This window comes from Pseudooceanicola antarcticus (assembly GCF_900215355.1).
Lineage (GTDB): Bacteria > Pseudomonadota > Alphaproteobacteria > Rhodobacterales > Rhodobacteraceae > Pseudooceanicola > Pseudooceanicola antarcticus.
Window position 1 is genome coordinate 314,667 of record NZ_OBEA01000003.1, and the last position, 21,879, is coordinate 336,545.

Here is a 21,879-nt window from a genome sequence, read left to right on the forward strand (position 1 = left end):
ATGCGGCAAGGGGCGGGGCTTTGATGCTGTCAGGCAAGCGCATTCTTCTGATCATCTCGGGCGGGATCGCCGCCTTCAAGACCCCGGCTCTGATCCGGCTTCTGCGCGCCGAAGGCGCCGCCGTGACTCCGGTGATGACTTCTGCCGCGGGCGAATTCGTCACGCCGCTGACCCTCTCGGCGCTGGCGGGCGAAAAGGTCTACCAGGAGCTCTTCGATCTGACCGACGAGGCCGAGATGGGCCATATCGAGCTTTCGCGCTCGGCTGACCTGATCGTCGTGGCCCCGGCCACCGCCAACCTGATGGCGAAGATGGCGCAGGGGCTGGCCGATGACCTGGCCTCGACCCTGTTGCTGGCCACCGATACGCCGGTGCTGATCGCGCCGGCGATGAACGTGCGGATGTGGGATCACCCCGCGACGCAGCGCAACCTGGCCACGCTGAAGGGCGATGGCGTGCGGGTGGTCGGCCCGGACGAGGGCGACATGGCCTGTGGCGAATACGGGCCGGGCCGCATGTCCGAACCTGCGGCCATCGTCGAGGCGGTGCGGGCCGAGCTCTCCTCGGGGCCGCTGTCGGGGCGTCGCATCGTCGTGACCTCGGGCCCCACCCATGAGCCCATCGACCCGGTGCGCTACATCGCCAACCGCTCTTCCGGCGCCCAGGGGACCGCGATTGCCCGCGCCCTGGCCGCGCTTGGTGCCGAGGTGGTCTTTGTCACCGGGCCGGCCGATGTGCCCCCACCCGAGGGCGTCGAGGTGGTGCAGGTGCAGACCGCGCGGCAGATGCTGGAGGCCGTCGAGGCGGCGCTGCCGGCCGATGCTGCCGTCTTCGCCGCCGCCGTGGCCGATTGGCGCGTCTCTTCCGAAAGCGGCTCGAAGATCAAGAAGCAGCCCGGCGGCGTGCTGCCGGTGATGGAGTTCGCCGAGAACCCCGACATCCTTGCCGGGGTCTCGCAGATGAAAGAGGGGCGGCCCGGCCTGGTTGTGGGCTTCGCCGCCGAGACCGATGACGTGCTGGCCCATGCCACCGCCAAGCGCGCCCGCAAGGGCTGTGACTGGATCGTCGCCAATGACGTCAGCCCCGCCACCGGCATCATGGGCGGGACCGAGAACGCCGTTGTGCTGATCTCGGACGCAGGCGCCGAGGAATGGCCGCGCATGGGCAAGGACGAGGTGGCGCGCAGGCTGGCTACGAAGATCTCGGGCGCGCTGGCGGGCTGAACCGTCTGGTACTGAGCTTATGAACAGGTTGAACATGCAGAGACTCTCCATCCGGATCATGTGGGACGAAGGGGCGGACCAATCGCTGGGGCTGCCGCGCTACGAGACCGCCGGCGCGGCGGGGGCTGATCTGCGCGCCAACCTGCCCGACCGGGGCGAGATCGCGCTTGAGCCCGGTGATCGCACGCTGGTGCCCACGGGCCTGCGGCTGGCGATTCCGGCGGGCTTCGAGGTGCAGCTGCGTCCGCGCTCGGGCCTGGCGCTGAAGCATGGCATCACCCTGCCGAACAGCCCCGGCACCATCGACAGCGACTATCGCGGCCCGCTTGGGGTCATCGTGCTGAACGCAGGCACCGAGACCTTCGTGATCGCCCATGGCGACCGCATCGCCCAGATGCTGGTGGCCCCGGTGATCCAGGCCGATTTCGACCTGGTCGAGACGTTGGACGAGACGGCGCGCGGGGCCGGGGGCTTCGGCTCGACCGGGCGGGGCTGACCTTGGGCTGGCTGCTTCTTCTCGGCGTGCTGATCTGGCTGGCGGGCGGCTGGCTGGATGTCTCTCGCGGCAGGCGCGGGGCGGTGCTGGCGGCGCTCTGGGCGCTGATCACCGGCGCGCTGGCGCTGCTGCCGCCGGGCCATGTGCTGGCGCAGGCCTGGGGCCCGCTGTCGGCCTGGCTGATCCTGGGCGGTGTCGTACTGCTGGTGCTGGGCTACATGCGCGGGCTGGCGCTGCTGAAGACCCGCGTCCGCGAAGAGCCCGCCCCCGACGGCCCGCAGCCGCTCTTTTCCGATGCCGAGCTTGCGCGCTACGCGCGCCACATCGTGCTGCGCGAGTTGGGCGGGCCGGGGCAGAAGAAGCTGAAAGAAGCCAGCGTTCTGGTCATCGGTGCCGGGGGCCTGGGCGCGCCCGCGCTGCTCTACCTGGCCGCCGCCGGGGTGGGGCGTATCGGCATCGTCGATGACGACGAGGTCTCGCTGTCCAACCTGCAGCGACAGGTGGTGCATGGGGATGCCGATGTCGGGGACGCGAAGGTCTTTTCCGCCACCCGCCGCCTCAAGGCGCTGAACCCCCACGTGGAAATCCGCCCCTACAAGCGCCGTTTCGACGATGCCATCGCGGCAGAGCTGCTGGCGGACTACGACCTGATCCTCGATGGCTCGGACAATTTCGACACCCGCTACCTGTCGAACCGCACCGCCGTGGCGGCGGGCAAGCCTCTGGTCTCGGGCGCGCTGTCGCAATGGGAGGGCCAGCTGTCGGTCTTTCACCCGGCGTCAGGGGCGCCGTGCTATGCCTGCATCTTCCCCGAGGCCCCGGCCGAGGGCCTTGCGCCCTCTTGTGCCGAGGCGGGGGTGGTCGCGCCTCTGCCCGGCGTCGTCGGCGCGATGATGGCGGGCGAGGCGGTGAAGCTGATCACCGGCGCGGGCGCGGCCCTGCGCGGAGAGATGATGATTTACGACGCCCTCTGGGGCGAAACGAGGAAAATCGCGCTGAAGCGGCGGCCCGGCTGCCCCGTCTGCGGCGCAACTGACGAGGTGACACCATGACCAACCCGCTGCTGACGACCTGGGACACGCCCTTTGGCCTGCCGCCCTTCGACAAGATCTCGGACGAGGATTTCGCCCCGGCGCTGGACGCGGCGCTGGCCGCCCACGAGGTCGAGATTGCCGATATCGCCGACAATGCCGATGCGCCGAGTTTCGAGAACACGATCCTGGCGCTCGAGGCCTCGGGCGAGGGGCTGGAAAAGGTGCTGGCACCCTTCTTCGCGCTGGCCGGTGCCGACAGCACCCCCGCCCGCGAGGCGCTGCAACGGCAGTTCTCGCCCAAGCTGGCGGCGCATTTCTCGGACATTCACGCCAACCGGGACCTCTTCGCCCGTATCGCCATGCTCTGGGAGAGCCGCGACGAGCTGGGCCTCGATGCCGATCAGGCGCGGCTTCTGTACCTCGTGCATCGCAGCTTCGTGCGCGCCGGTGCCGCGCTGACCGGCGACAAGGCGAAGCGGATGAAAGAGATCATGGGACGGCTGGCCGAGCTGGGCACCGCCTTCACCCAGAACCTGCTGGCGGACGAGCGCAGCTGGACCATGCAGCTGTCCGAGGCCGACCTGGCGCCGCTGCCCGCCTTCCTGGCCAGCGGTGCCCGCGCCGCCGGGGAAGAGCGCGATCTGCCGGGCCCGGTGGTGACGCTCTCGCGTTCGCTGATCGTGCCCTTCTTGCAGTTCTCGCCCGACCGCGCCCTGCGCCAGAAGGCCTTCGAGGCCTGGACCGCGCGCGGTGCGGGGGGCGGCGAGACCGACAACCGCGCCATCGTGGCCGAGATCCTCAAGCTGCGCGAGGAACGCGCGGCGCTGCTGGGCTACGAAAACTTCGCCACGTTCAAGCTTGAGACCGAGATGGCCGGCACTCCGGCCCGCGTCCGCGATCTGCTGACGCAGGTCTGGGAACCGGCGCGCGCCGCCGCGCTCTCGGACCAGGCCGAGATGGAGGCGATGCTGGAAGCCGATGGCGAGGCGCTGCCCTTCCAGCCCTGGGACTGGCGCTACTACGCCGAGAAGCGCCGCAAGGTGCTGCATGACATCGACGAGACGGCGCTGAAGCCCTACCTGCAGCTCGACCGGATGATCGAAGCGGCTTTCGACTGTGCCAAGCGCCTGTTCGGGCTGGAGTTCGCAGAGGTCTCTCTGCCCGGCTACCACCCGGACTGCCGCCACTTCGAGGTGACCCGCAACGGGGAACACGTGGCGCTCTTCATCGGGGATTACTTCGCCCGCGCCTCCAAGCGCTCGGGCGCATGGTGTTCGGCGATCCGGGCCCAGGCGAAACTGCCGCGCGAACAGGCGCCGATCGTGGTCAACGTCTGCAACTTCACCAAGCCCGGCAAGGGCGAGGCGGCGCTGCTGTCCTACGACGATGCGCGCACGCTCTTCCACGAGTTCGGCCATGCGCTGCACCAGATGCTCTCGGACGTGACCTACGAGCGCGTCTCGGGCACCTCGGTCAGCCGTGATTTCGTCGAGCTGCCGAGCCAGCTTTACGAGCACTGGCTGGAAGTGCCGGAGGTGCTGCAGAGCTTTGCCACCCACGTCGAGACCGGCGAGGCCATGCCGCAGGAGATGCTGGAGAAGGTGCTGGGGGCCGCGACCTTCGACATGGGCTTTGCCACGGTCGAATACATCGCCTCGGCGCTGGTGGATCTTGAGTTCCACGACGGTCCGGCGCCTGCCGATCCGATGCAGAAGCAGCAGGAGGTGCTGGACGCGCTCGGCATGCCGCAGGCCATCGTGATGCGCCACGCGACGCCGCAGTTTGCCCATGTCTTCTCGGGCGATGGCTATTCCTCTGGCTACTACAGCTACATGTGGTCCGAGGTCATGGATGCCGACGCCTTCGAGGCCTTCGATGAAGCCGGCGGGGCCTTTGATCCCGAGATGGCGAAATCGCTGGAAGAGAACATCCTGTCCAAGGGCGGCTCGGTCGAGGCGGATGAGCTTTACACCCGCTTCCGTGGTCGGATGCCCGGACCGGAAGCCCTGCTCAAGGGGCGCGGGCTGGCGGCTGAGTGAGCCCGAGGCATCCTTGCAGTTGTCGTGCTGAGACGTAGGGGGAGGTGGGGGCTCTGCCCCCACACCCCCGGAGTATTTCCAGCCTGGTGATGCACATGGCCGGGCTCTGTCGGACCGGCGTGGGCCTCTCGCCGAGGGCCGCGACAGGCTCTAGCTGGAGACCTGTTCGCGCAGGATGGCGCCGGTGAGCGAGATCATCAGGTAGGCCCCGGCAAGCACCATGAAGACGAGAATCGTGTTCTCGAAGGCGCGCGGATAGCTCGGGTCCTGCGGGGCCACGGGCCGTACCGAGGTGGTCAGGTAGCGGACCTGGCGGTTGGCTTCGAGCTCGGTCTGTTTCTCGTTCTGCAGGGCCGATTGCAGGAAGAGATCGGCGGTGGCCAGGTCGGCCTGGGCCATCTGCACCTGCGCCGTGTCCGCGGCCAGCGAAAGACCGTCGCCGCGGGCTTCGGTCATGCGGGCGTTGAGCCGCGCGAGCAGCTCGTTCAGGCGGGTGATATCCGACCGCACACCATCCACGCGGGCCTGGTTCGGGCGGGCGTTGTCCAGCAGCGCGGCCAGTTGCAGCTCTTTCTCCTGCAGCTGGATCTCGTAGGTCGAGATCTGGGTCCGCAGGGTGCCGATGACGGCCTCGGGGTCGACCACGGTGCCCTCTTGCAGCTTCACCAGCCGCTCCTGCGCGGCGCGGCGCTCTTCCTTGGCTTTCTCGAGGCTCTCGCGGGCTGATTTCATCGCGTCGTCGCGCTTGCGGCGAGAGAGTTCGTCGACGCGTTCTTCCGCATAGGCGATGAGCTGGGTCGAGAAGACGGCGGCGATCTGCGGGTCGGCGGCGGCGACCTCCATCTTGATGACGCCCTCGGTGGGGTCATAGCCGATCTTCACGTATTTCTTGTAGAGCTTGTAGGTGGCCTCGGTCGAGGCATCCGCAGGCAGGCGCTGGATCGGGTCGATGCTTTCCTGCGAGAAATGCGCGGCAAAGCCTGTGTCCGCATCGAGGCGCACCATGGCGTCCTTCGATTGCAGGTAGCTTTGCACCGCGATGCTGTCCTGGTTGGTGGCGAACTGGGTGCCCGAGAGGAGCCCGCCGAGGGGCGAGCCGCTGGTGGCATCGGCCTGCAGGATCAGGAACTCTGAGGTCGCGGCATACATCGGCGTGGCCACGCGGTAGTAGTAATAGCCCGCCAGCATCGTCGGCAGCATGACGAAGAAGGCCAGCCGCACCAGCAGTTGCAGCGAGCGGCGGCGGCGGCGGCGCGAGATATCGCGCTGGATCTCCATGATCTCGCGCTGGCGGCGCTCGGAGGGGGCGATGCCCTGGGGGCCGACATGGGGCGAGGGCAGATGCGCGTTCTGCCCGGCGGGCACGGTCTGCGGCAGCTGCACCTTGCCGGCCTCGGGGGCCGTACCGTGCTTCTGGGCGTTCTCGGGCAGCACCTCGAGCATGTTGGCCCGCTGGAAGGGGTCCACGCCGCGTTCGCGCAGCAGGCGCACCGCGTCGAAATCCGAGGTCGGTGCCAGCCCGTGCTTCTGTGCCACCCGTCGCGCCATGCGCAGCTGGCGGCCGGTCAGACCCTCCTTGCGGATCGCATCCAGGTCGCCGACGCGGGGCGCGGGCTCTGCCTGGTCCTGGCCGGCCATCGGATGCGGCTGCGGCGCGGGTTTCGGGCCGGGTTGCGGCTGCCCGGCCTGCGGCGCAGGGTGCGCTTGCGGCTGAGGATCGGGCCGGGGCTGCGCCTCTTGGGCCTGGGGCCTGCGGGGACGGGGGGCTGCTTCGGGCTCGGGCGGCTGTTGCGGGGCGGGCCGTTGAGGAGCGGGGCGTTGCGTTTCAGGCTGGGACGGACGGCGGGTCGGGCTGGTGCCTTCCACCGCGCTCAGGCGCTGCGAGGTCTGGGCCCGGCGCTCGGCCAGGCTTTGCGGACGCTCCGGTGCCGCCTGCCGGGGCTGGGCATCGCGGGGCGGGGCGGTGCGCGGCATGTCCTGCTGCTGCGCGGGGCGGCGCGGGCGCACGGGCTGCACCGGATCACCCAGTTGCAGCGGGGCCTCCGCCGCCTCGGGGGCGTCGCTCAGATGCGCGTCACCGGACATCGCCTCAGCGGAACCGGGGCTGCGCCGGATGCGGAATTTTCTAGCCTTGGGTTTCGTAGTCATAGAGCTGTTTCGCTTCTTCCAAGGTGTCGAACATATGCAGCTTGCCATCGCGCAGCACGGCGGCTTCGCGGGCGAATTTTTCCAGCGTCTTGGGCTGGTGCGAGACGATGATCACCGTCGTCGTCTCGAGCCGCTCGCGCAGGATCTCTCCGGCCTTGCGGTTGAACTCGACATCGGTCGAGTTCGGCATGCCCTCGTCGATGAGGTAGATGTCGAAGTCCAGCGCCAGCAGCAGCGCGAAACTGAAGCGCGCCCGCATCCCCGAGGAATAGGTGCCGAGCGGCTGATCGAAGTATTCGCCCAGCCCGCAGAGCCAGCGGCAGAAGGCCTCGACATAGTCGGGGTCCAGCCCGTAGAGCCGCGCGATGTAGCGCGAGTTCTCCATGGCGGTGTGTTTCTTGATCACGCCGCCCATGAACCCCAGCGGGAAGGAGACGTTGCAACTGCGCCGGATCTCGCCCTCGTCGGGTTTCTCGAGACCGGCCATCATGTTGATCAGGGTCGTCTTGCCGGTGCCGTTCGGGGCCAGGATTCCCAGCGACCGGCCAAGCTCCACCCGGAAGGAGACCTTTTCCAGGATCACCTTGTAGTGGCTGCCGGTCCAGAAGGACTTGCTGACATTGTCGAATTCGAGCATGCGCTCTCCGGCTGGATCTACCCGAGGATTCCGAGCTTGTTTACTTGGCTTTGGTTAACGGACCTCTGCCTGCAGTATGTCGGATTTGCGAATGGCATGCCAAGTGAAGCGGGCGAAAATGTGACCCGGAAAGGGTAATCCGGCGGGGGTGCCGCCGGATTACGAGGTCGTGAAGCCCCCGACCGGGGGCGAATTTCGGCCGAAGTCTGACTAGACGTTTACCTTTTTGACCCGGCAGACGATCCCGGCAAGGACCGAGATCACGGCCGCGGCGAAGCTGAACAGCGCACCCATCTTGGCGGCATCCTGCACCGGGCCGGCGTCGAAGGCGACCGAGGCGATGAAGAGCGACACGGTGAAGCCGATGGCCGCGACGCAGCCCACCACCAGCAGGTCGATGGTGCGCATCCCCTCGGGCAGACCCAGTCGCAGCACATGGGCCCCGATCGAGCCGAAGATGACGATCCCGATGGGCTTGCCGATCAGCAGGCCCGCCAGCACCAGCCAGGTGGGCTCGGAGATCGAGGAGAACTCGACGCCCGCGTTCATCAGGCCGAAGAAGAACAGGATGATCTCGACCGGGTGCTTCAGCGCGTGTTCGATGTAGTTCAGCAGGTCGCTCAGATAGACTTCGGCCTCGCTGAAGAACCCGAAGGCGCGGTCGGCGTGGGGGATCGTCGGCACGATGGGCAGCAGGCCGAGCGCGGGGTGGATGCCGGCGCGCATGAAGCCGTACCAGCTGATGCAGGCGGCGATCAGGTAGGGCCAGAAGGTCAGCTTGCGGCGCATCCAGGTCGAGTTCGGGCGCAGCTGGTTGTGCCGGTCGAGGCGGCGCGGCAGGTAGTTGCAGAGCAGGAAGACCCCGACGGCGGCGCAGAGCGACAGCAGCAGCCACTCCGGACCCAATTCGCCCGAGGGGTAGAAGATCGCCAGGATGATCAGCCCCGCCGCGTCATCGGCAATGGCCAGCAGCAGCAGGAAGCGCACCGCTGGGTGGCCCGCGCCGAAGACCAGGCGGCCCACCAGGTAAGAGAAGGCGATGTCGGTCGCCGTGGGGATCGCCCAGCCGTTCTTGACCGCGTCGAAGGTGTCCGAGCCCAGCACCAGCGCCAGGCCGAGGTAGACCGCGATCGGGCCCAGCATGCCGCCGGCGGTGGCGAAGAGCGGCGTCGCCGCCTTCTTGCCGCGCAGGGAGCCCTCCTGCAGGATCACAGCTTCCCAGACTTCCTTGGCCGCGATGGCGAAGAAGAAGGCCATCAGCATGTCGTTGATCAGGTAGTGCAGCGAAAGTTCGCGGTAGGCGACGGTTCCGTCCGCGGCCAGGTGGGCCTCGCCGATGGGCGCGTGGTCCCAGATCACCATGTGGATGAAGTGGTGATAGCCGTCCGCGTCGATATTGGCCCAGATCAGCGCAGTAAGCGCGCCGAGTATGAGCAGCAGCGAATAATTCGTGATGAAATTCCAGACGCGATACATGAAGGCCCTCACCAAGTCCCTGAAGCTTTTGGTCCGGTTAACGGGTTTGTCCGGTCCGGGCAACTGCTGGGGGGTATCCTCCACCGCACAATGTCCTTGCTGACGCCGCCTTTTGAGGCGGCCATGGGCCAATGCTCATCAAGGGACCTGCCGAAGATCGCCGGTACCCGCCGATGGTTTCGGCAGCGGGCGAAGGGGCAAAGGCAGGGCCCGCCTATTGCTGGACCCTGCCTTTGCAGGTTTCAAGGGGGCTCTTGGCCGCACGGGCAGAAACTCAGCCGACGAGGCTCCAGGCGGCACCGGCCAGGATCGCGCCGCTGATGGCAAAGCCCAGGTAGGTGGCGAAGACGCGGGGCTTGACCAGGGCCCAGACCGCCACCGCCGCCGGGATCGAGCTGACGCCACCGGCGATGACGAAGGACATCGCGGCGCCGGGCGCCATGCCCTGGGACAGAAGTCCGTCGACCAGCGGCACGGCGGCGTAGCCGTTCAGATAGGCCGGCGCGCCGACGATGGCCCCCAGGACGATGGGTTGCAGGCCCTCGCCGCCCAGCAGGCTGGCGATCCATTCGGCCGGCAGGTAGCGCAGCATCACGGCCTCCAGCAGGTAGGCCAGCAGCAGCCACTTGCCCAGGAAGAGGACGTTCTCCAGCGCGGTGTCGCGGAAGGTCTCGCGCCGGGCCGCCTCGTTCCAGAAGCGCCAGACGGGTTTGCCCTGGAAGGGCTTCGCCGGGCCGCAGCCGCAGCCAGAGGCGCGGGGCCGCGCGCGCAGCGGATCGGCGAAGACGGCAGAGCCCTTGAAGGCCATGACCACCGCGCCGCCGAAGAGGCCAAGCGCCACCGCCGCCACGGTCTTGCCGATGGCGAAGTCGAGGCCCAGCGTGCCCGTGGTGATCGAGAACATCGCCGGGTCCATCAGCGGAGAGCTGAGCCAGAAGGCCATCACCGCCGAGAGCGGCGCGCCGACCGCCAGCAGGGCGGCGATGAAGGGGATCACCTGGCAGGAGCAGAAGGGCGAGAGCCCGCCCAGCAGGGCCGCCATGACGATCATCCGCGTCTCGCGTCCCTCGAAGGCCCGGCCCAGCAGGGTCTCGGCGCCGGTGGCCTTCATGTAGGCCACCGCCAGCACGGCAAAGAGCAGGAAGGGCAGGGTGCCCAGGAAGGCCCCCGCTGTCAGCTGCAGCGCCTCGGGCAGGTAGGAGGTGTCGACAAGGGCGATGGCCAGCAGGGTCAGCACGAAGGCCACCCAGGCGCCGTCGAGGCGCGCCGCCAGCAGGCGGGTGCGGCTCAGGATCATCTCAGTCATTGCAGGTCTCTCCGCATGTGTCCTGCGCATCGGCGCAGCAGTTTTCCAGAAGGAAGGCCGCCAGACCCTCCAGGTCCTCGTAGGCCACGGCGGCGCAGAGGATCGAGCGCCCCTGGCGCTCCTGCGTCACCAGCCCGGCCTGGGCCAGGATCTTCAGGTGGTGGGTCAGGGTCGAGCCGGTGACGCCGGAGCGTTCGCCCAGCTCGCCGATCCTCAGCCCCTTGCGCCCCGCCCGCACCAGACAGCGCAGCACCATCAGGCGCTGTTCGCTGCCAAGCGCGGCGAAGGTCGAAGCGGCAACCTCGAGGCTGAGGCCTTGCGTGTCGGGTATCGTGGCTGATTGTTTCATGATCATCGAAATAAACCGACTCGCCGCCATCTGTCGAGTCATTTCGACATTTATCGAAATAATGCGCGTTGCCTCCGGGCGGCAGAGCCCCCAGATTGGGCGGGTGCAAGAGCTTCTCTCCGATATCCGCGCCTGCCGCCTCTGCGCCGCGCGCTTTGCCGCCACCCGCACCCGGCATGGGCCCGCGCCGGTGGTCTGGCTGGACCCGCGCGCCCGCATCCTGATCGCCGGACAGGCACCGGGGCTGCAGGCGCATGAGAAGCAGCGCCCCTTCGATGACCGCTCCGGGGACCGGCTGCGCGACTGGATGGGGGTCACGCGAGAGGAGTTCTACGACCTGGCGAACCTCGCCTTCCTGCCCGCCGCCTTCTGCTTTCCGGGCTACGATGCCAGGGGCTCGGACCTGCCGCCACCGAAGCTCTGCGCCGAGACCTGGCACGCGCAGGTGCTGAAGGGCCTACCGGGTCTTCGCCTGCGGCTGATGATCGGCGCCTATTCGCAGCGCTTCCACATGGGCTCCCGCGCCTCCCTGACCGAGACCGTCTCGCGCTGGCGTGAGGCTCCGCCGGGCGTCATCCCCTTGCCTCATCCCTCCTGGCGCAATACGGCATGGCTGAAGCGCAACCCATGGTTCGAGACCGAGCTGCTGCCGGTCCTGCGCCAACAGGTACGAAAGGCCCTCTCCCGAGGGAAGGAATGATGAGCGAAGAGACCCCCCTCGACCGCGCCCATGCGGTGATGGAAGCCGCCCCCGCCGATGACAACGCGCGCCTGCGCTTCTACGAACGCCTCGCCGACAGCGAGCTCTTCCTGCTGCTGGCCGGAGAGGCCGAGGGCGATGCCGCCGCGCCCGAGCTCTTTCCCGTCGAGGATGTGAGCTTCGTGCTGGTCTTCGACCGCGAAGAGCGCCTCTCGGCCTTCACCGCGCGCCCCTCGCCCTATGCGGCCATGTCGGGCCGTGCCATCGTCGAGCAGCTGGCAGGGCAGGGCGTCGGTCTTGCGGTGAACCTCGAAACCCCCTCGGCCATCCTGATCCCGCCCGAGGCGGTCGCCTGGCTGGCCGAGACCATCGCCCATGAGCCTTCCGAGGTCGAAGCGCAGATCGAGGCCTTCCACCCGCCCGCCGGCCTGCCCGAGGCGCTGATCACCGCCCTGGACCAGAAGCTCGCAACCGCGCGCGGGCTGGCCGATTGCGCCTTCCTCGCCGGCACCGAGGATGACTCCGGACGGCGCTCGCACATGCTGGCCTTCATTGACGCGATCCCCGGCGCGGAGCCGGCCCTGGCCCGCGCCGCCTCCGAGGCGCTGACCTTCTCGGGCATCGAGGCGGGCCAGATGGACGTGGGGTTCTTCCGCGCCTCCGATGTCCATGCCGGTGCCCTGGCCCGCGTGGGCCTGCGTTTCGATCTGCCCAAGCCGCCCGAGCCGCAGGAGCTGACCCGCGCGGCACCGGGCAGCGACCCCGAGAAACCGCCGATCCTGCGGTGAGCGGGCGGGGGCTCTGCCCCCCTTGAGCCCTGGCGGGCTCAATTCCCCCCGGAGTATTTTCAGCCTGGTGATGAGCAGGGGGACAGCGACGGAAAGGCGGCCTCCTTCGCCGTGAAGGGCGTACCACGCGCAAAGTGGGAAAGTAGGCCGCCTGTCAGGGGACGAACCCGCTGCATCACCAGGCTGGAAATACTCCCGCCGGAGGCATGGCGCGAAAGCGCCAAATCGGGGCAGGCAGCCTTGACGACAGGGGGCTGCCGCTCCACCTTCCGCCAGACCCCGCAAGGGGTGCATGCAAAGGAACGATGACTTGAGCAGATCCGCCCCGCCGTTTGCCCGCTATGAATGGATGATCGCCTGGCGCTACATGCGCGCGCGGCGGGCCGAGGGCGGGGTCTCGGTGATGACCTGGATCTCGCTTGTCGGGATCTCGCTGGCGGTCTTCGCGCTGATTGCCACGCTTTCGGTGCGGGCGGGCTTCCGGGCCGAGTTCGTCGACACGATCCTGGGCGCCAATGCCCATGTGACGGTGTTCAACTCGGCCGAGGCGCAGGCCAATGGCACCCTGTCGCGCGCCATTTCCGATTACGAAGAGCGCGCGGCGCGGATCGCCGCGGTCGAGGGCGTGACCCGCGCCGCCCCGCTGATCAAGTCGCAGCTGATGGCCAATGCAAATGGCAGCAACGCCGGTGTCGAGGTCTTCGGTATCGCGGCGGACGACCTGGCCGCCATTCCGCGCATCGCCGAGCCGCTCGAGGCCCAGGGCGATATCGCCCGTTTCCCGGAGGGCGTGGCCATCGGCTCGGGCGTGGCACGCGAGCTGGGTGTCATGGCGGGCGACAAGATCAAGCTGATCTCGCCTGACGGGGTGAAGACCGCCTTCGGGACCTCGCCCCGCGTCAAGGTCTACGAGGTCACCTATGTCTTCACGGCCGGGCGCTACGACATCGACCGAACCCGGCTCTACATGCCCTTCGCCGAGGCGCAGAGCTTCTTCAACCGCGAGGGCGTGGCCGACGAGATCGAGATCATGGTCGAGGATCCCGATGACGTTGACAAATACGCCCTGCCGATCCTGGTTGCCGCCGGGGACCGGGCGCTGATCTGGACCTGGCGGGATGCCTCTGGGGCCTTCCTGAGGGCGCTCACCGTCGAGGACAACGTGATGTTCATCATCATGGCGATCCTCGTGCTGATCGCCTCGCTCAACATCACCTCCGGCCTCGTGATGCTGGTCAAGAACAAGGGCCGCGACATCGGCATCCTGCGCACCATGGGGCTGACCGAGGGCGCGGTGATGCGGGTCTTCTTCATCTGCGGCGCCTTCACCGGCATCATCGGCACCGCCGTGGGACTGGTGCTGGGGGTGCTCTTCGCGCTCTACATCGACCCGATCTTCAGCCTGGTGAACTATGTCTCGGGCGGTGGCGTCTGGGACCCTTCGGTGCGCGGCATCTACAACCTGCCCGCCAAGTTGCAGCTGGGCGACGTGATCTCTTCGGTCGCGCTGTCGCTGGTGCTGTCCTTTGGCGTGACGATCTTTCCCGCCCGCCGCGCGGCGCGGCTGAACCCGGTGGAGGCCCTGCGCTATGAGTGATCCCGTCCTCTGCCTTGATCGCCTGGTGAAGACCTACAATCCAGGTCTGCCCAACGAGATTACCGTGCTGCGCGAGGCCTCCCTGGAGATCGCGCAGGGAGAGGTCGTGGCAATGGTCGCCCCCTCGGGCTCGGGCAAGTCGACGCTGCTGCATATCGCGGGGCTGCTGGATGCGCCGGACAGCGGCTCCGTGCGGGTGAACGGCACCGAGGTCTCGGGCCTGTCGGACCGCCGCCGTACCGCGATCCGCCGCGACGAGCTGGGCTTCGTCTACCAGTTCCACCACCTGCTGCCCGAGTTCTCGGCGGCCGAGAACATCGCCCTGCCGCAGCTGGCCGCAGGCGCCTCGCGCGGGGCCGCCATGGCGCGGGCCGCGGAGCTGCTGGAGCACGTGGATCTTTCGCCCCGCGCCGATCACCGGCCCGCGGAGCTTTCGGGGGGTGAGCAGCAACGCGTGGCCTTCTGCCGGGCGCTGGCCAACGGCCCCTCGCTGCTGCTGGCGGATGAGCCGACCGGCAATCTTGATCCCGCCACCTCGGAGCGGGTCTTCGAGGCGCTGATGTCGCTGGTGCGCGAGACGGGCATGGGAGCGCTGATCGCCACCCATAACCTCGAGCTTGCCGGACGCATGGACCGGGTGTTGCGGATGGAGGACGGGCGGCTGGTGGCCGGATAGCCGCGCGTCGCGCGGCTTGCCTTCGGCGAGAGTATTTTCAGCCTGGTGATGAACAAGGGCGCGTCCGGCTTCGGGCGCGCCCTTTTCCCAGGTGTCGGGGTCAGTTGGCGAGCAGGTCCGAGACAATGCCGATGGCGCGGGCCACCGTCGCGGTGTCTCGCATCACTTGGTAGACCTCGTCGTCGTAGCGGACATAGCGGTAGCCCTCTTCGGGGGCGCGCAGGCCGAAGCGGTCGTAGTCACGGATGATGACGTAGCCGTCGGGCAGGCGGTCTCCGGGGGCGTAGAACTGGCGCATCTTCTTCTGGTGGCCGGGGGGCACCTGGCCGACGCCCCAGCCCTTGCCGTTGTTGTGCCCGTTGCCGGGGTTTGCATACGCGGCCCCCGAGAGGGCGGTGACGGCGGTGAGCGTGGCGAAGAGGATATGTTTCATGGCTGGCTCCTGTTTAGGGAGGCAACGCCGGGAGGGAAGGGGTGGTTTCAGGGGCGGTGGGGGATACGCTGGGTTTCGCCGATCTTGGACATCTTGAATACAATGTTGTTCCCAAAGCCTGATGAGGCGTGGAACTCTTGCCGTTCCCTTATGCCATTCCCGAATGTGTAGGTGATTGTAGCGAAAAGATTTCTGCCTTCATACGTGTCCCCTCGGAAGTCTTCTATTGATGTGGCGCCGGTTGCGATTGCTCCAATTTCGAATTGAGCAACCTCCTGCGTCTCGGTTCTTAGCACCACGCTAAGGGATGATGCAGCGCCGCCTGCATTGTGGAGATGAAATTGGTGTAGGGTCACGAAAGCTTTGAGGCGAAAAGCTGGAGAACGAAATGTCCCCTTTGGGTCGGGCTGCTCGGGCATCCTGAAACTGATGCTGAAAATCGGTTTGGCCGCCTCTTCGATCCGGACACGTTCTTCCTCGAGCTTCAGTTTCTCATGCTCGATACCTGACCGCGTCACCTCCAGCATAGCCTTCTGCTGCTCCACCGACGCACGCATCTCCTTCGCCTGAAGGTTCAGAGCATCCACGCTGTTCTGCAGCTCTTCCCCCTGCTGGAAGAAGCCCAGCACCACCCAGAAGAGCGCCAGTGGTCCGAAGGCTCCAGCCAGAAAGTCCCCAACTTCATTCAGCTTGAGGGGGGAGCCCGGAAGAAGCTCCACGATGCCCAAAGATGCCAATAGCGGCAGGCCGCCGAACAGAAGAACGATGTAGATAGCAGTGCAGAGCAACCCGATACGCGCTAGTCGCTTGGGCCGCCGCTCCCCCTCACACATCCAGCTCTTCCACGAACCTTGCGTTCTCCTGGATGTACTGGAAGCGCAGCTCGGGCTTCTTGCCCATCAGGCGCTCGACCAGGTCGCCGGTCTCGCCGGGTTCATCCTCGTCGATGGTCACCCGGATCAGCTTGCGGGTCGCCGGGTCCATGGTGGTCGACTTCAGGTCCTTGGCGTCCATCTCGCCAAGGCCCTTGAAGCGCGAGACGTCGATCTTGCCGCGTCCGCCCAGGCCCTTTTCCAGCCAGATGTCGCGCTCTTCCTCGGTCTGGGCGTAGACGTGGGTCGCGCCCTGCGTCAGACGGAACAGCGGCGGGCAGGCCAGGTAGAGGTGGCCCTGGTCGATCATCGGCCGCATCTGGGTGAAGAAGAAGGTCATCAGCAGCGACGCGATATGGGCGCCGTCGACGTCCGCATCGGTCATGATGATGATCTTGTCGTAGCGCAGATCGTCGATGTTGAACTTGGTGCCGAGGCCGACGCCAAGCGCCTGGCACATGTCCGCGATCTCCTGGTTGGCGCCGATCTTGTTGCTGGCCGCGCCCAGCACGTTCAGGATCTTGCCGCGCAGGGGCAGCAGGGCCTGGGTCTTGCGGTTGCGGGCCATCTTGGCAGAGCCGCCGGCCGAGTCGCCCTCGACCAGGAAGAGCTCGGTGCCCTCGCGGGTGTTGCTCGAGCAATCGGCCAGCTTGCCGGGCAGGCGCAGCCGCTTGGTGGCCGACTTCCGCTGGGTCTCTTTCTCCTGCCGGCGCTTCAGGCGCTCTTCGGCGCGCAGGATCAGGAAATCGAGGATCGCGCCGGCGGACTTGCTGTCGCTGGCCAGCCAGTTGTCGAAGTGGTCGCGCACGGCGTTCTCGACCAGCTTCTGCGCGGCGGTGGTGGCCAGGCGGTCCTTGGTCTGGCCGACAAACTCGGGCTCACGGATGAAGCAGGAGACCAGCGCACAGCCCCCCGTCACCAGGTCCTCGCGGGTGATCTGGGCGGCCTTCTTGTTGTTCACCAGCTCGCCATAGGCGCGGATGCCCTTGAGGATCGCGGCCCAGAAGCCGGCCTCGTGGGTCCCGCCCTCGGGGGTGGGGACGGTGTTACAGTAGGACTGGATGAAGCCGTCGCGGGTGGGCGTCCAGTTGATCGCCCATTCGACGCGGCCCGGCTCTCCGAAACGCTCCATGAAGTCGACGCGGCCGCCGAAGGGGTTGTCGGCATAGGTGGACGAGCCTTCCAGCGTCTCCTTCAGGTAGTCCGACAGGCCGCCGGGGAAGTGGAAGGTGGCCTCGGTGGGGGTCACGCCGTCGTCGATGGCGGTCTTCCAGCGGATCTCGACACCCGAGAACAGGTAGGCCTTGGAGCGGATCGACTTGAAGAGCCGCGCGGGCTTGAAGCGGTGGCTGCCGAAGATCTGTTCGTCGGCGTGGAAGGTGGTGGTGGTGCCGCGCCGGTTGGGGGCGGCACCGATCTCTTCGACCGGACCCAGGGGGATGCCGCGCGAGAAGCGCTGTTCGACCAGCTTGCGGTCACGGGCCACCTGGACGACCATCGAATCCGACAGAGCGTTCACGACCGAGGCGCCCACCCCGTGCAGGCCGCCCGAGGTCTCGTAGGCCTTGCCCGAGAACTTGCCGCCCGCGTGCAGCGTGCAGAGGATCACCTCGAGCGCCGATTTGCCGGGGAACTTGGGGTGCGGGTCGAAGGGCATGCCGCGGCCGTTGTCGCGCACGGTCAGCGAGTAATCCTCGTGCAGCTCGACCTCGATGCGGTTGGCGTGACCGGCGACGGCCTCGTCCATCGAGTTGTCGAGGATTTCTGCCACCATGTGGTGCAGGGCGCGTTCATCGGTGCCGCCGATATACATGCCGGGGCGCTTGCGGACCGGCTCCAACCCTTCGAGCACCTCGATGGAGGAGGCGTCGTAGGTTTGCGGCTCGGCGCCCTTGAGTAGATCGTCAGACATCTGGATTCCCGGCTGCTCGTGTTGTTCTTGGTCGCGCCATTATGTCAGTGCGGGGGGGCGGCGAAAAGAGGGCCTGCGCGCATGGCTGCGGCGGCGCGTCCGGGCCTTGCCGAATTTCCCGGCGAAGCCTAAGGGATGGTGATGACCTATCCCCTTTCATATGGCCACCACCTGAAACAGGTGCTGGTGCTGGGCCTGCCGCTGGCGGGTAGCCAGCTGGCGCAGATTGCCCTGAGCCTGGTCGATACGGCCATGCTGGGCTGGTACGATCCGACCGCCCTTGCGGCACAGACCCTGGCCTCGGGGCTGTTCCTGGTGCTGCTTCTGGCAAGTTCCGGCTTTGCCTCGGCGCTGCCGCCGCTGGTGGCGGGGGCCGAGGCGCGCGGCGACACCACCCAGGCGCGGCGGCTGACCCGCATGGCGCTGTGGCTTTCGGTGATCGCCGGGCTCGTGTCGCTGCCGATCCTGCTTTCGGCCGAGCCGATCTTCCTGGCCCTTGGCCAGAAGCCCGAGATCGCGGCGCTGGCGGGGGATTACCTGGACGTGCTGGCCTGGGGGATCTTCCCGGCGCTGGCCACCATGGTGCTGAAGAGCTACCTCTCGGCGCTCGAACGCTCGCACGTGGTGCTGGCGGTGATGCTGGTGGCGCTGGTAATCAATGCGGCAGCGAACTACGCGCTGATCTTCGGCAACTGGGGCCTGCCCGAGCTGGGCGTGACCGGCGCGGCCATTGCCTCGCTGCTGATGCATTTGGCGACGATGATCTTCCTGTGCGGCTACGTGCAGAAGGTGCTGCCCGAGCAGGCGCTGTTCCAGAGGCTGTGGAAATCCGACCCCGAGAGCCTGGCGCGGGTCTTCCGCCTGGGCTGGCCCATCGGGCTGACCATGGTGGCCGAAGTGGGGCTCTTCGGCACCTCCTCTGTCTTCATGGGCTGGCTGGGCGAGACCGCCCTGGCGGCGCATGGGATCGCGCTGCAGGTGACCTCGGTGATCTTCATGGTCCACCTCGGGTTGAGCCAGGCGGCGACGATCCGGGCCGGGCAATCCTATGGGCGCGGCGCGATGGCGGACCTGGTGCGCGGGGCGAAGGCGGCCATCGGGCTGTCGATGCTGGCGGTGCTGACCACCAGCGCGGTGATCATCGCGGTGCCCGAGGTTCTGGTCGGTCTCTTCCTCGACCCCAACGCCCCCGGCCGGGACGAGATCATCGCCGTCGGCCGCGTCTTCCTGATCGCCGCGGCGCTCTTCCAGCTCACCGATGCCCTGCAGGTCATGGCGCTTGGCCTGCTGCGCGGCCTGCAGGATACCCGCCGCCCGATGATCTTCGCCGCGATCAGCTACTGGGTCGTGGGCGCTCCGGCGGCCTGGTATCTGTCCAGCCAGACCGAGATCGGAGGCGTCGGCGTCTGGCTCGGGCTTGCCGCTGGCCTGACCCTGGCGGCGGTGAGCATGATGACCCGTTTCTGGCGCAGTGTCGTGCCCGCAGCCAGGGCCGCGCTGGAAGCCGAAGGCGCGGTGCAGCCCGCCTCGGGTGGCTCGGACTAGGGGGCACACCGGGAGCAGGGGCGTCGTGCCCCGCCCGCGCGCCGGAAGATCAACTAAGGAAACATGGGGCGCCGCCGGAGCGGCCCCGTGGCGCTCAATCCTGGCTGCGGTCCCTGAGAAGCCGGTCGGCGCGTTTGCGCACCAGCACCTGGCGCAGGTCGTGCATGGCCATGAGCAGGCTGTCGGTGACCGCCTCCAGAGCCTCTTCGCTGGCCTTGGTCTGGGCCCAGTGGGCGGTCTGGTTCAGGTGGTCCACGGCGCGGAAGATGTCATCCATCTCGCGCGCTGCCAGGACCTCGCGGCGCTCTTCCATCCAGGTACGGATCGCGGCGATGTCCTCGGGCCCGAGGTCGCGGTCGCCATGGGGCTTGATGTCGCCGTTGCGGATATTGGCCACGGCGATCTGCTCCATCCCGAGCCGCCGCTGGCGATCCTCCGAGCTGACCCGGAAGACCGCCGCGCCATTGTCGCGGATACGGAAGAAATACGGGGGCAGGTCTGTGCTCATGTCTCTCTTCCTTCCCTGATGGCCCTCAGCCGAGGCTCTTGCAGAAGGTCTGGATGCGGGTGCAGGCATCCACCAGCTGGGCCTCGGAGGTGGCATAGGAGATGCGGAAGTTAGGGCTGAGCCCGAAGGCCGCGCCGAAGACCGCCGCCGTGCCGGTTTCCGCCAGCAGCGCCGTCGCGAAAGCCTCGTCGGTGTCGATCAGCGTGCCCCCGGCCGAGGTCTTGCCGATCAGCCCGGCGATCGAGGGATAGACGTAGAAGGCACCATCGGGCACCGGGCAGGTGATGCCCTCGATGGCGTTCAGCATCTCGACCACGATATCGCGGCGCTTCTTGAAGAGCTCGTTGTTGGGGGCGATGAAATCCTGCGGCCCGTTCAGCGCCTCGACCGCCGCCCACTGGCTGATCGAGCAGGGGTTCGAGGTCGACTGGCTCTGCACCTTGCGCATGGCTCCGATCAGCTCCTTCGGGCCCGCCGCGTAGCCGATGCGCCAGCCGGTCATCGCATAGGCCTTGGAAACACCGTTCAGGGTCAGGGTGCGGTCGTAGAGACCGGGCTCGACCTGGGCGGGGGTGCAGAACTCGAAACCGTCGTAGACGAGGTGTTCGTACATATCATCCGAGAGCACATGCACCTGGGGATGGCGCATCAGCACATCGGTCAGCGCCTTCAGCTCGGTCCGGGTGTAGCCCGCGCCGGTGGGGTTCGACGGCGAGTTGAAGATCAGCCACTTGGTTTTGTCGGTGATCGCGGCCTCGAGCGCCTCGGGCGTGATCTTGAAGCCGTTCTCCAGCGGGCCCTCGACGATCACCGGCTCGCCACCAGCGAGAAGCACCATGTCGGGATAGGAGACCCAGTAGGGGGCCGGAATGATGACCTCGTCGCCGGGGTTCAGGGTCGCCATGAAGGCATTGTAGAGCACCTGCTTGCCGCCGGTGCCGACGGTGACCTGGGCGGGGGTGTAGTCCAGCCCGTTGTCGCGCTTCAGCTTGGCGCAGACCGCTTCCTTCAGCTCGGGGATGCCGTCGACCGAGGTGTACTTGGTCTTGCCGGCATTGATCGCCGCGATGGCCGCCTGCTTGATGTTCTCGGGCGTGTCGAAGTCAGGTTCGCCCGCCGAGAGGCCGATGACGTCCTTTCCGGCCGCCTTCATCTCCAGCGTCTTGTTGGTCATCATGATGGTAGGAGAGGGCTTCACACGGGCCAGCGTGTCGGAAAGGAAGGCCATGGGGTCGGGCTCCGGTTTGAATTTCGCTGTCCCCCGTCTTAGGCTTGCCCTGCGCCCCCCGCAAGAATGAACGGTCCCGGCGAGGGGGGCCGAGGGGGCATAGGGAAGGAGAGCCCATGACCGCGACATCCGACGATTGGTATTCCGCCGAAAACGCCACCTTCGGGGACCGGGTGGAAGCTGCCCGCTCTGCCGCCGGCATGACCCAGGGCCAGCTTGCCAAGCGACTTGGCATCAAGCTGGGCACATTGCGTTCCTGGGAAGAGGATATTTCCGAGCCGCGCGCCAACAAGCTGCAGATGCTGGCCGGCGTGCTGGGGGTGTCGCTGACCTGGCTGCTCTCGGGCGAGGGCGATGGTGTCGATCCGCCCGACGAGGCCAACCAGATCGATCCCGGCGTGCTGGGCGCTTTGCAGGAGATGCGCGAGATCCGCAGCCAGATGTCTGGCATGGCCGACCGTCTGGCGCTATTGGAGAAGCGCCTGAGAAACGCCCTGAAGGAAAGCACATGAGCGACGCCTCCCTCTCCGAGACCTATCCCCACGGGGAACCGCGCGAGATCCGACTGAAGCGCATGAAAATGCGCTCCATGCGGCGGGGTATCAAGGAGATGGACATCATCCTGATGCGCTTCTGCGAGACCCGGCTCGAAGAGCTCGATGCCGAGGGGCTGGATCTCTACGATGCGGTGCTCAGCCAGAACGACCAGGACCTCTATCAATGGGTCTCGGGACAGGCCGAGCCGCCCGAGGCCCTGGCGCCGATGATCGCCCGTATCGCTGAGCGTTGAATATGCGCTAAACAACCCTGGGTTGATTCCCGTGGCCAATTGGTCACGTCCCGGCCCGGTGGCTGTCAAAACATACATGCGCGTGGGTATGGTTCTTTGTCCCGGAGCACCGCCCCCCTAGG

21 protein-coding genes are annotated in these 21,879 nt (G+C 67.3%); 11 read left to right on the plus strand and 10 right to left on the minus strand.

Going from position 1 to position 21,879, the window contains the following annotated elements; all coding sequences use genetic code 11:
* Positions 1–23: 23 nt before the first annotated feature.
* The 4 genes from coaBC to CRO50_RS09470 are packed head-to-tail and all read left to right on the plus strand — an operon-like array spanning position 24 to position 4,792.
* The gene (gene coaBC, locus CRO50_RS09455) at positions 24–1,223 is read left to right on the plus strand and encodes a bifunctional phosphopantothenoylcysteine decarboxylase/phosphopantothenate--cysteine ligase CoaBC (RefSeq protein ID WP_097145898.1); all 1,200 of its coding nucleotides are present in this window, start codon (positions 24–26) and stop codon (positions 1,221–1,223) included.
* A gap of 34 nt (positions 1,224–1,257) precedes the next feature.
* Positions 1,258–1,719 carry a dUTP diphosphatase gene (dut, locus tag CRO50_RS09460; RefSeq protein ID WP_097145657.1) on the plus strand — a complete coding sequence of 154 codons (462 nt, stop codon included), beginning with the start codon at positions 1,258–1,260 and terminating at the stop codon, positions 1,717–1,719.
* A 2-nt stretch (positions 1,720–1,721) separates the two neighbouring features.
* Positions 1,722–2,771, plus strand: a complete 1,050-nt coding sequence (locus CRO50_RS09465) for a HesA/MoeB/ThiF family protein (protein WP_097145658.1) — start codon at positions 1,722–1,724, stop codon at positions 2,769–2,771.
* Positions 2,768–4,792, plus strand: coding sequence for a M3 family metallopeptidase (locus tag CRO50_RS09470; RefSeq protein WP_097145659.1), 2,025 nt, complete (start codon positions 2,768–2,770; stop codon positions 4,790–4,792). Before CRO50_RS09465 ends, CRO50_RS09470 begins: the two co-directional genes overlap by 4 nt.
* A 150-nt stretch (positions 4,793–4,942) precedes the next feature.
* Here the strand turns inward: CRO50_RS09470 and CRO50_RS09475 are convergent, their stop codons facing one another.
* From CRO50_RS09475 to CRO50_RS09495, 5 genes are all read right to left on the minus strand, one after another.
* Positions 4,943–6,940, minus strand: coding sequence for a KpsE/RkpR family capsule polysaccharide export protein (locus CRO50_RS09475; RefSeq protein ID WP_232617657.1), 1,998 nt, complete (start codon positions 6,938–6,940; stop codon positions 4,943–4,945).
* Positions 6,918–7,577 (minus strand): ABC transporter ATP-binding protein, encoded by a 660-nt coding sequence (locus CRO50_RS09480; RefSeq protein WP_097145660.1) that lies wholly within the window; start codon positions 7,575–7,577, stop codon positions 6,918–6,920. The genes CRO50_RS09475 and CRO50_RS09480 overlap by 23 nt, the downstream gene beginning before the upstream one ends.
* A gap of 210 nt (positions 7,578–7,787) precedes the next feature.
* Positions 7,788–9,053: a Na+/H+ antiporter NhaA gene (locus CRO50_RS09485; protein WP_097145661.1), complete on the minus strand. Its 1,266-nt coding sequence runs from the start codon at positions 9,051–9,053 to the stop codon at positions 7,788–7,790.
* A 274-nt stretch (positions 9,054–9,327) separates the two neighbouring features.
* Complete coding sequence (locus tag CRO50_RS09490) at positions 9,328–10,359, minus strand: permease (protein ID WP_097145662.1); 1,032 nt, start codon at positions 10,357–10,359, stop codon at positions 9,328–9,330.
* A complete protein-coding gene (locus tag CRO50_RS09495) occupies positions 10,352–10,708 on the minus strand; it encodes an ArsR/SmtB family transcription factor (RefSeq protein WP_097145900.1) in 357 nt (118 codons plus the stop codon). Before CRO50_RS09495 ends, CRO50_RS09490 begins: the two co-directional genes overlap by 8 nt.
* A 94-nt stretch (positions 10,709–10,802) precedes the next feature.
* On the opposite strand from CRO50_RS09495, the gene CRO50_RS09500 reads away from it, so the two are divergent.
* The 4 genes from CRO50_RS09500 (at position 10,803) to CRO50_RS09515 (ending at position 14,469) form a co-directional block, all read left to right on the plus strand.
* The gene (locus CRO50_RS09500) at positions 10,803–11,408 is read left to right on the plus strand and encodes a uracil-DNA glycosylase family protein (protein WP_232617670.1); all 606 of its coding nucleotides are present in this window, start codon (positions 10,803–10,805) and stop codon (positions 11,406–11,408) included.
* Positions 11,408–12,196 carry an SseB family protein gene (locus tag CRO50_RS09505; protein ID WP_097145664.1) on the plus strand — a complete coding sequence of 263 codons (789 nt, stop codon included), beginning with the start codon at positions 11,408–11,410 and terminating at the stop codon, positions 12,194–12,196. The genes CRO50_RS09500 and CRO50_RS09505 overlap by 1 nt, the downstream gene beginning before the upstream one ends.
* Before the next feature lie 310 nt (positions 12,197–12,506).
* On the plus strand, positions 12,507–13,793 hold the full coding sequence (locus CRO50_RS09510; protein ID WP_097145665.1) for a lipoprotein-releasing ABC transporter permease subunit: 1,287 nt from the start codon (positions 12,507–12,509) through the stop codon (positions 13,791–13,793).
* Positions 13,786–14,469 (plus strand): ABC transporter ATP-binding protein, encoded by a 684-nt coding sequence (locus CRO50_RS09515; protein ID WP_097145666.1) that lies wholly within the window; start codon positions 13,786–13,788, stop codon positions 14,467–14,469. The genes CRO50_RS09510 and CRO50_RS09515 overlap by 8 nt, the downstream gene beginning before the upstream one ends.
* A 100-nt stretch (positions 14,470–14,569) precedes the next feature.
* On the opposite strand, the gene CRO50_RS09520 is transcribed toward CRO50_RS09515, so the two are convergent.
* The 3 genes from CRO50_RS09520 to parE are packed head-to-tail and all read right to left on the minus strand — an operon-like array spanning position 14,570 to position 17,686.
* A complete protein-coding gene (locus CRO50_RS09520; RefSeq protein ID WP_097145667.1) occupies positions 14,570–14,902 on the minus strand; it encodes an RcnB family protein in 333 nt (110 codons plus the stop codon).
* 47 nt (positions 14,903–14,949) lie between these two features.
* Positions 14,950–15,735 carry a hypothetical protein gene (locus CRO50_RS09525; protein WP_097145668.1) on the minus strand — a complete coding sequence of 262 codons (786 nt, stop codon included), beginning with the start codon at positions 15,733–15,735 and terminating at the stop codon, positions 14,950–14,952.
* On the minus strand, positions 15,728–17,686 hold the full coding sequence (gene parE / locus CRO50_RS09530) for a DNA topoisomerase IV subunit B (protein ID WP_097145669.1): 1,959 nt from the start codon (positions 17,684–17,686) through the stop codon (positions 15,728–15,730). Before parE ends, CRO50_RS09525 begins: the two co-directional genes overlap by 8 nt.
* A 141-nt stretch (positions 17,687–17,827) precedes the next feature.
* Here parE and CRO50_RS09535 point away from each other — a divergent pair, with 141 nt between their 5' ends.
* Positions 17,828–19,231 (plus strand): MATE family efflux transporter, encoded by a 1,404-nt coding sequence (locus tag CRO50_RS09535; protein WP_097145901.1) that lies wholly within the window; start codon positions 17,828–17,830, stop codon positions 19,229–19,231.
* Between the two features lie 94 nt (positions 19,232–19,325).
* Here the strand turns inward: CRO50_RS09535 and CRO50_RS09540 are convergent, their stop codons facing one another.
* Together CRO50_RS09540 and CRO50_RS09545 are read right to left on the minus strand one after the other, a co-directional pair.
* Positions 19,326–19,739, minus strand: coding sequence for a hypothetical protein (locus CRO50_RS09540; RefSeq protein WP_097145670.1), 414 nt, complete (start codon positions 19,737–19,739; stop codon positions 19,326–19,328).
* A 25-nt stretch (positions 19,740–19,764) separates the two neighbouring features.
* On the minus strand, positions 19,765–20,967 hold the full coding sequence (locus CRO50_RS09545) for a pyridoxal phosphate-dependent aminotransferase (RefSeq protein ID WP_097145671.1): 1,203 nt from the start codon (positions 20,965–20,967) through the stop codon (positions 19,765–19,767).
* Between the two features lie 116 nt (positions 20,968–21,083).
* Between CRO50_RS09545 and CRO50_RS09550 the strand changes: the two genes are divergently transcribed.
* Both CRO50_RS09550 and CRO50_RS09555 read left to right on the plus strand, forming a co-directional pair.
* Positions 21,084–21,479: a helix-turn-helix domain-containing protein gene (locus tag CRO50_RS09550; RefSeq protein WP_097145672.1), complete on the plus strand. Its 396-nt coding sequence runs from the start codon at positions 21,084–21,086 to the stop codon at positions 21,477–21,479.
* Positions 21,476–21,757, plus strand: coding sequence for an FAD assembly factor SdhE (locus CRO50_RS09555; protein WP_097145673.1), 282 nt, complete (start codon positions 21,476–21,478; stop codon positions 21,755–21,757). The genes CRO50_RS09550 and CRO50_RS09555 overlap by 4 nt, the downstream gene beginning before the upstream one ends.
* The last annotated feature ends 122 nt before the right edge of the window (positions 21,758–21,879 follow it).

Excerpts from the sequence above, each read along its gene's own strand:
- coaBC (WP_097145898.1), top strand. The coding sequence starts at position 24 with ATGCTGTCAGGCAAGCGCATTCTTCTGATCATCTCGGGCGGGATCGCC.
- dut (WP_097145657.1), top strand. The coding sequence starts at position 1,258 with ATGCAGAGACTCTCCATCCGGATCATGTGGGACGAAGGGGCGGACCAA.
- CRO50_RS09470 (WP_097145659.1), top strand. The coding sequence starts at position 2,768 with ATGACCAACCCGCTGCTGACGACCTGGGACACGCCCTTTGGCCTGCCG.
- CRO50_RS09475 (WP_232617657.1), bottom strand. The coding sequence starts at position 6,940 with ATGACTACGAAACCCAAGGCTAGAAAATTCCGCATCCGGCGCAGCCCC.
- CRO50_RS09480 (WP_097145660.1), bottom strand. The coding sequence starts at position 7,577 with ATGCTCGAATTCGACAATGTCAGCAAGTCCTTCTGGACCGGCAGCCAC.
- CRO50_RS09485 (WP_097145661.1), bottom strand. The coding sequence starts at position 9,053 with ATGTATCGCGTCTGGAATTTCATCACGAATTATTCGCTGCTGCTCATA.
- CRO50_RS09490 (WP_097145662.1), bottom strand. The coding sequence starts at position 10,359 with ATGACTGAGATGATCCTGAGCCGCACCCGCCTGCTGGCGGCGCGCCTC.
- CRO50_RS09495 (WP_097145900.1), bottom strand. The coding sequence starts at position 10,708 with ATGAAACAATCAGCCACGATACCCGACACGCAAGGCCTCAGCCTCGAG.
- CRO50_RS09505 (WP_097145664.1), top strand. The coding sequence starts at position 11,408 with ATGAGCGAAGAGACCCCCCTCGACCGCGCCCATGCGGTGATGGAAGCC.
- CRO50_RS09515 (WP_097145666.1), top strand. The coding sequence starts at position 13,786 with ATGAGTGATCCCGTCCTCTGCCTTGATCGCCTGGTGAAGACCTACAAT.
- CRO50_RS09520 (WP_097145667.1), bottom strand. The coding sequence starts at position 14,902 with ATGAAACATATCCTCTTCGCCACGCTCACCGCCGTCACCGCCCTCTCG.
- CRO50_RS09525 (WP_097145668.1), bottom strand. The coding sequence starts at position 15,735 with ATGTGTGAGGGGGAGCGGCGGCCCAAGCGACTAGCGCGTATCGGGTTG.
- parE (WP_097145669.1), bottom strand. The coding sequence starts at position 17,686 with ATGTCTGACGATCTACTCAAGGGCGCCGAGCCGCAAACCTACGACGCC.
- CRO50_RS09535 (WP_097145901.1), top strand. The coding sequence starts at position 17,828 with ATGACCTATCCCCTTTCATATGGCCACCACCTGAAACAGGTGCTGGTG.
- CRO50_RS09540 (WP_097145670.1), bottom strand. The coding sequence starts at position 19,739 with ATGAGCACAGACCTGCCCCCGTATTTCTTCCGTATCCGCGACAATGGC.
- CRO50_RS09545 (WP_097145671.1), bottom strand. The coding sequence starts at position 20,967 with ATGGCCTTCCTTTCCGACACGCTGGCCCGTGTGAAGCCCTCTCCTACC.
- CRO50_RS09550 (WP_097145672.1), top strand. The coding sequence starts at position 21,084 with ATGACCGCGACATCCGACGATTGGTATTCCGCCGAAAACGCCACCTTC.
- CRO50_RS09555 (WP_097145673.1), top strand. The coding sequence starts at position 21,476 with ATGAGCGACGCCTCCCTCTCCGAGACCTATCCCCACGGGGAACCGCGC.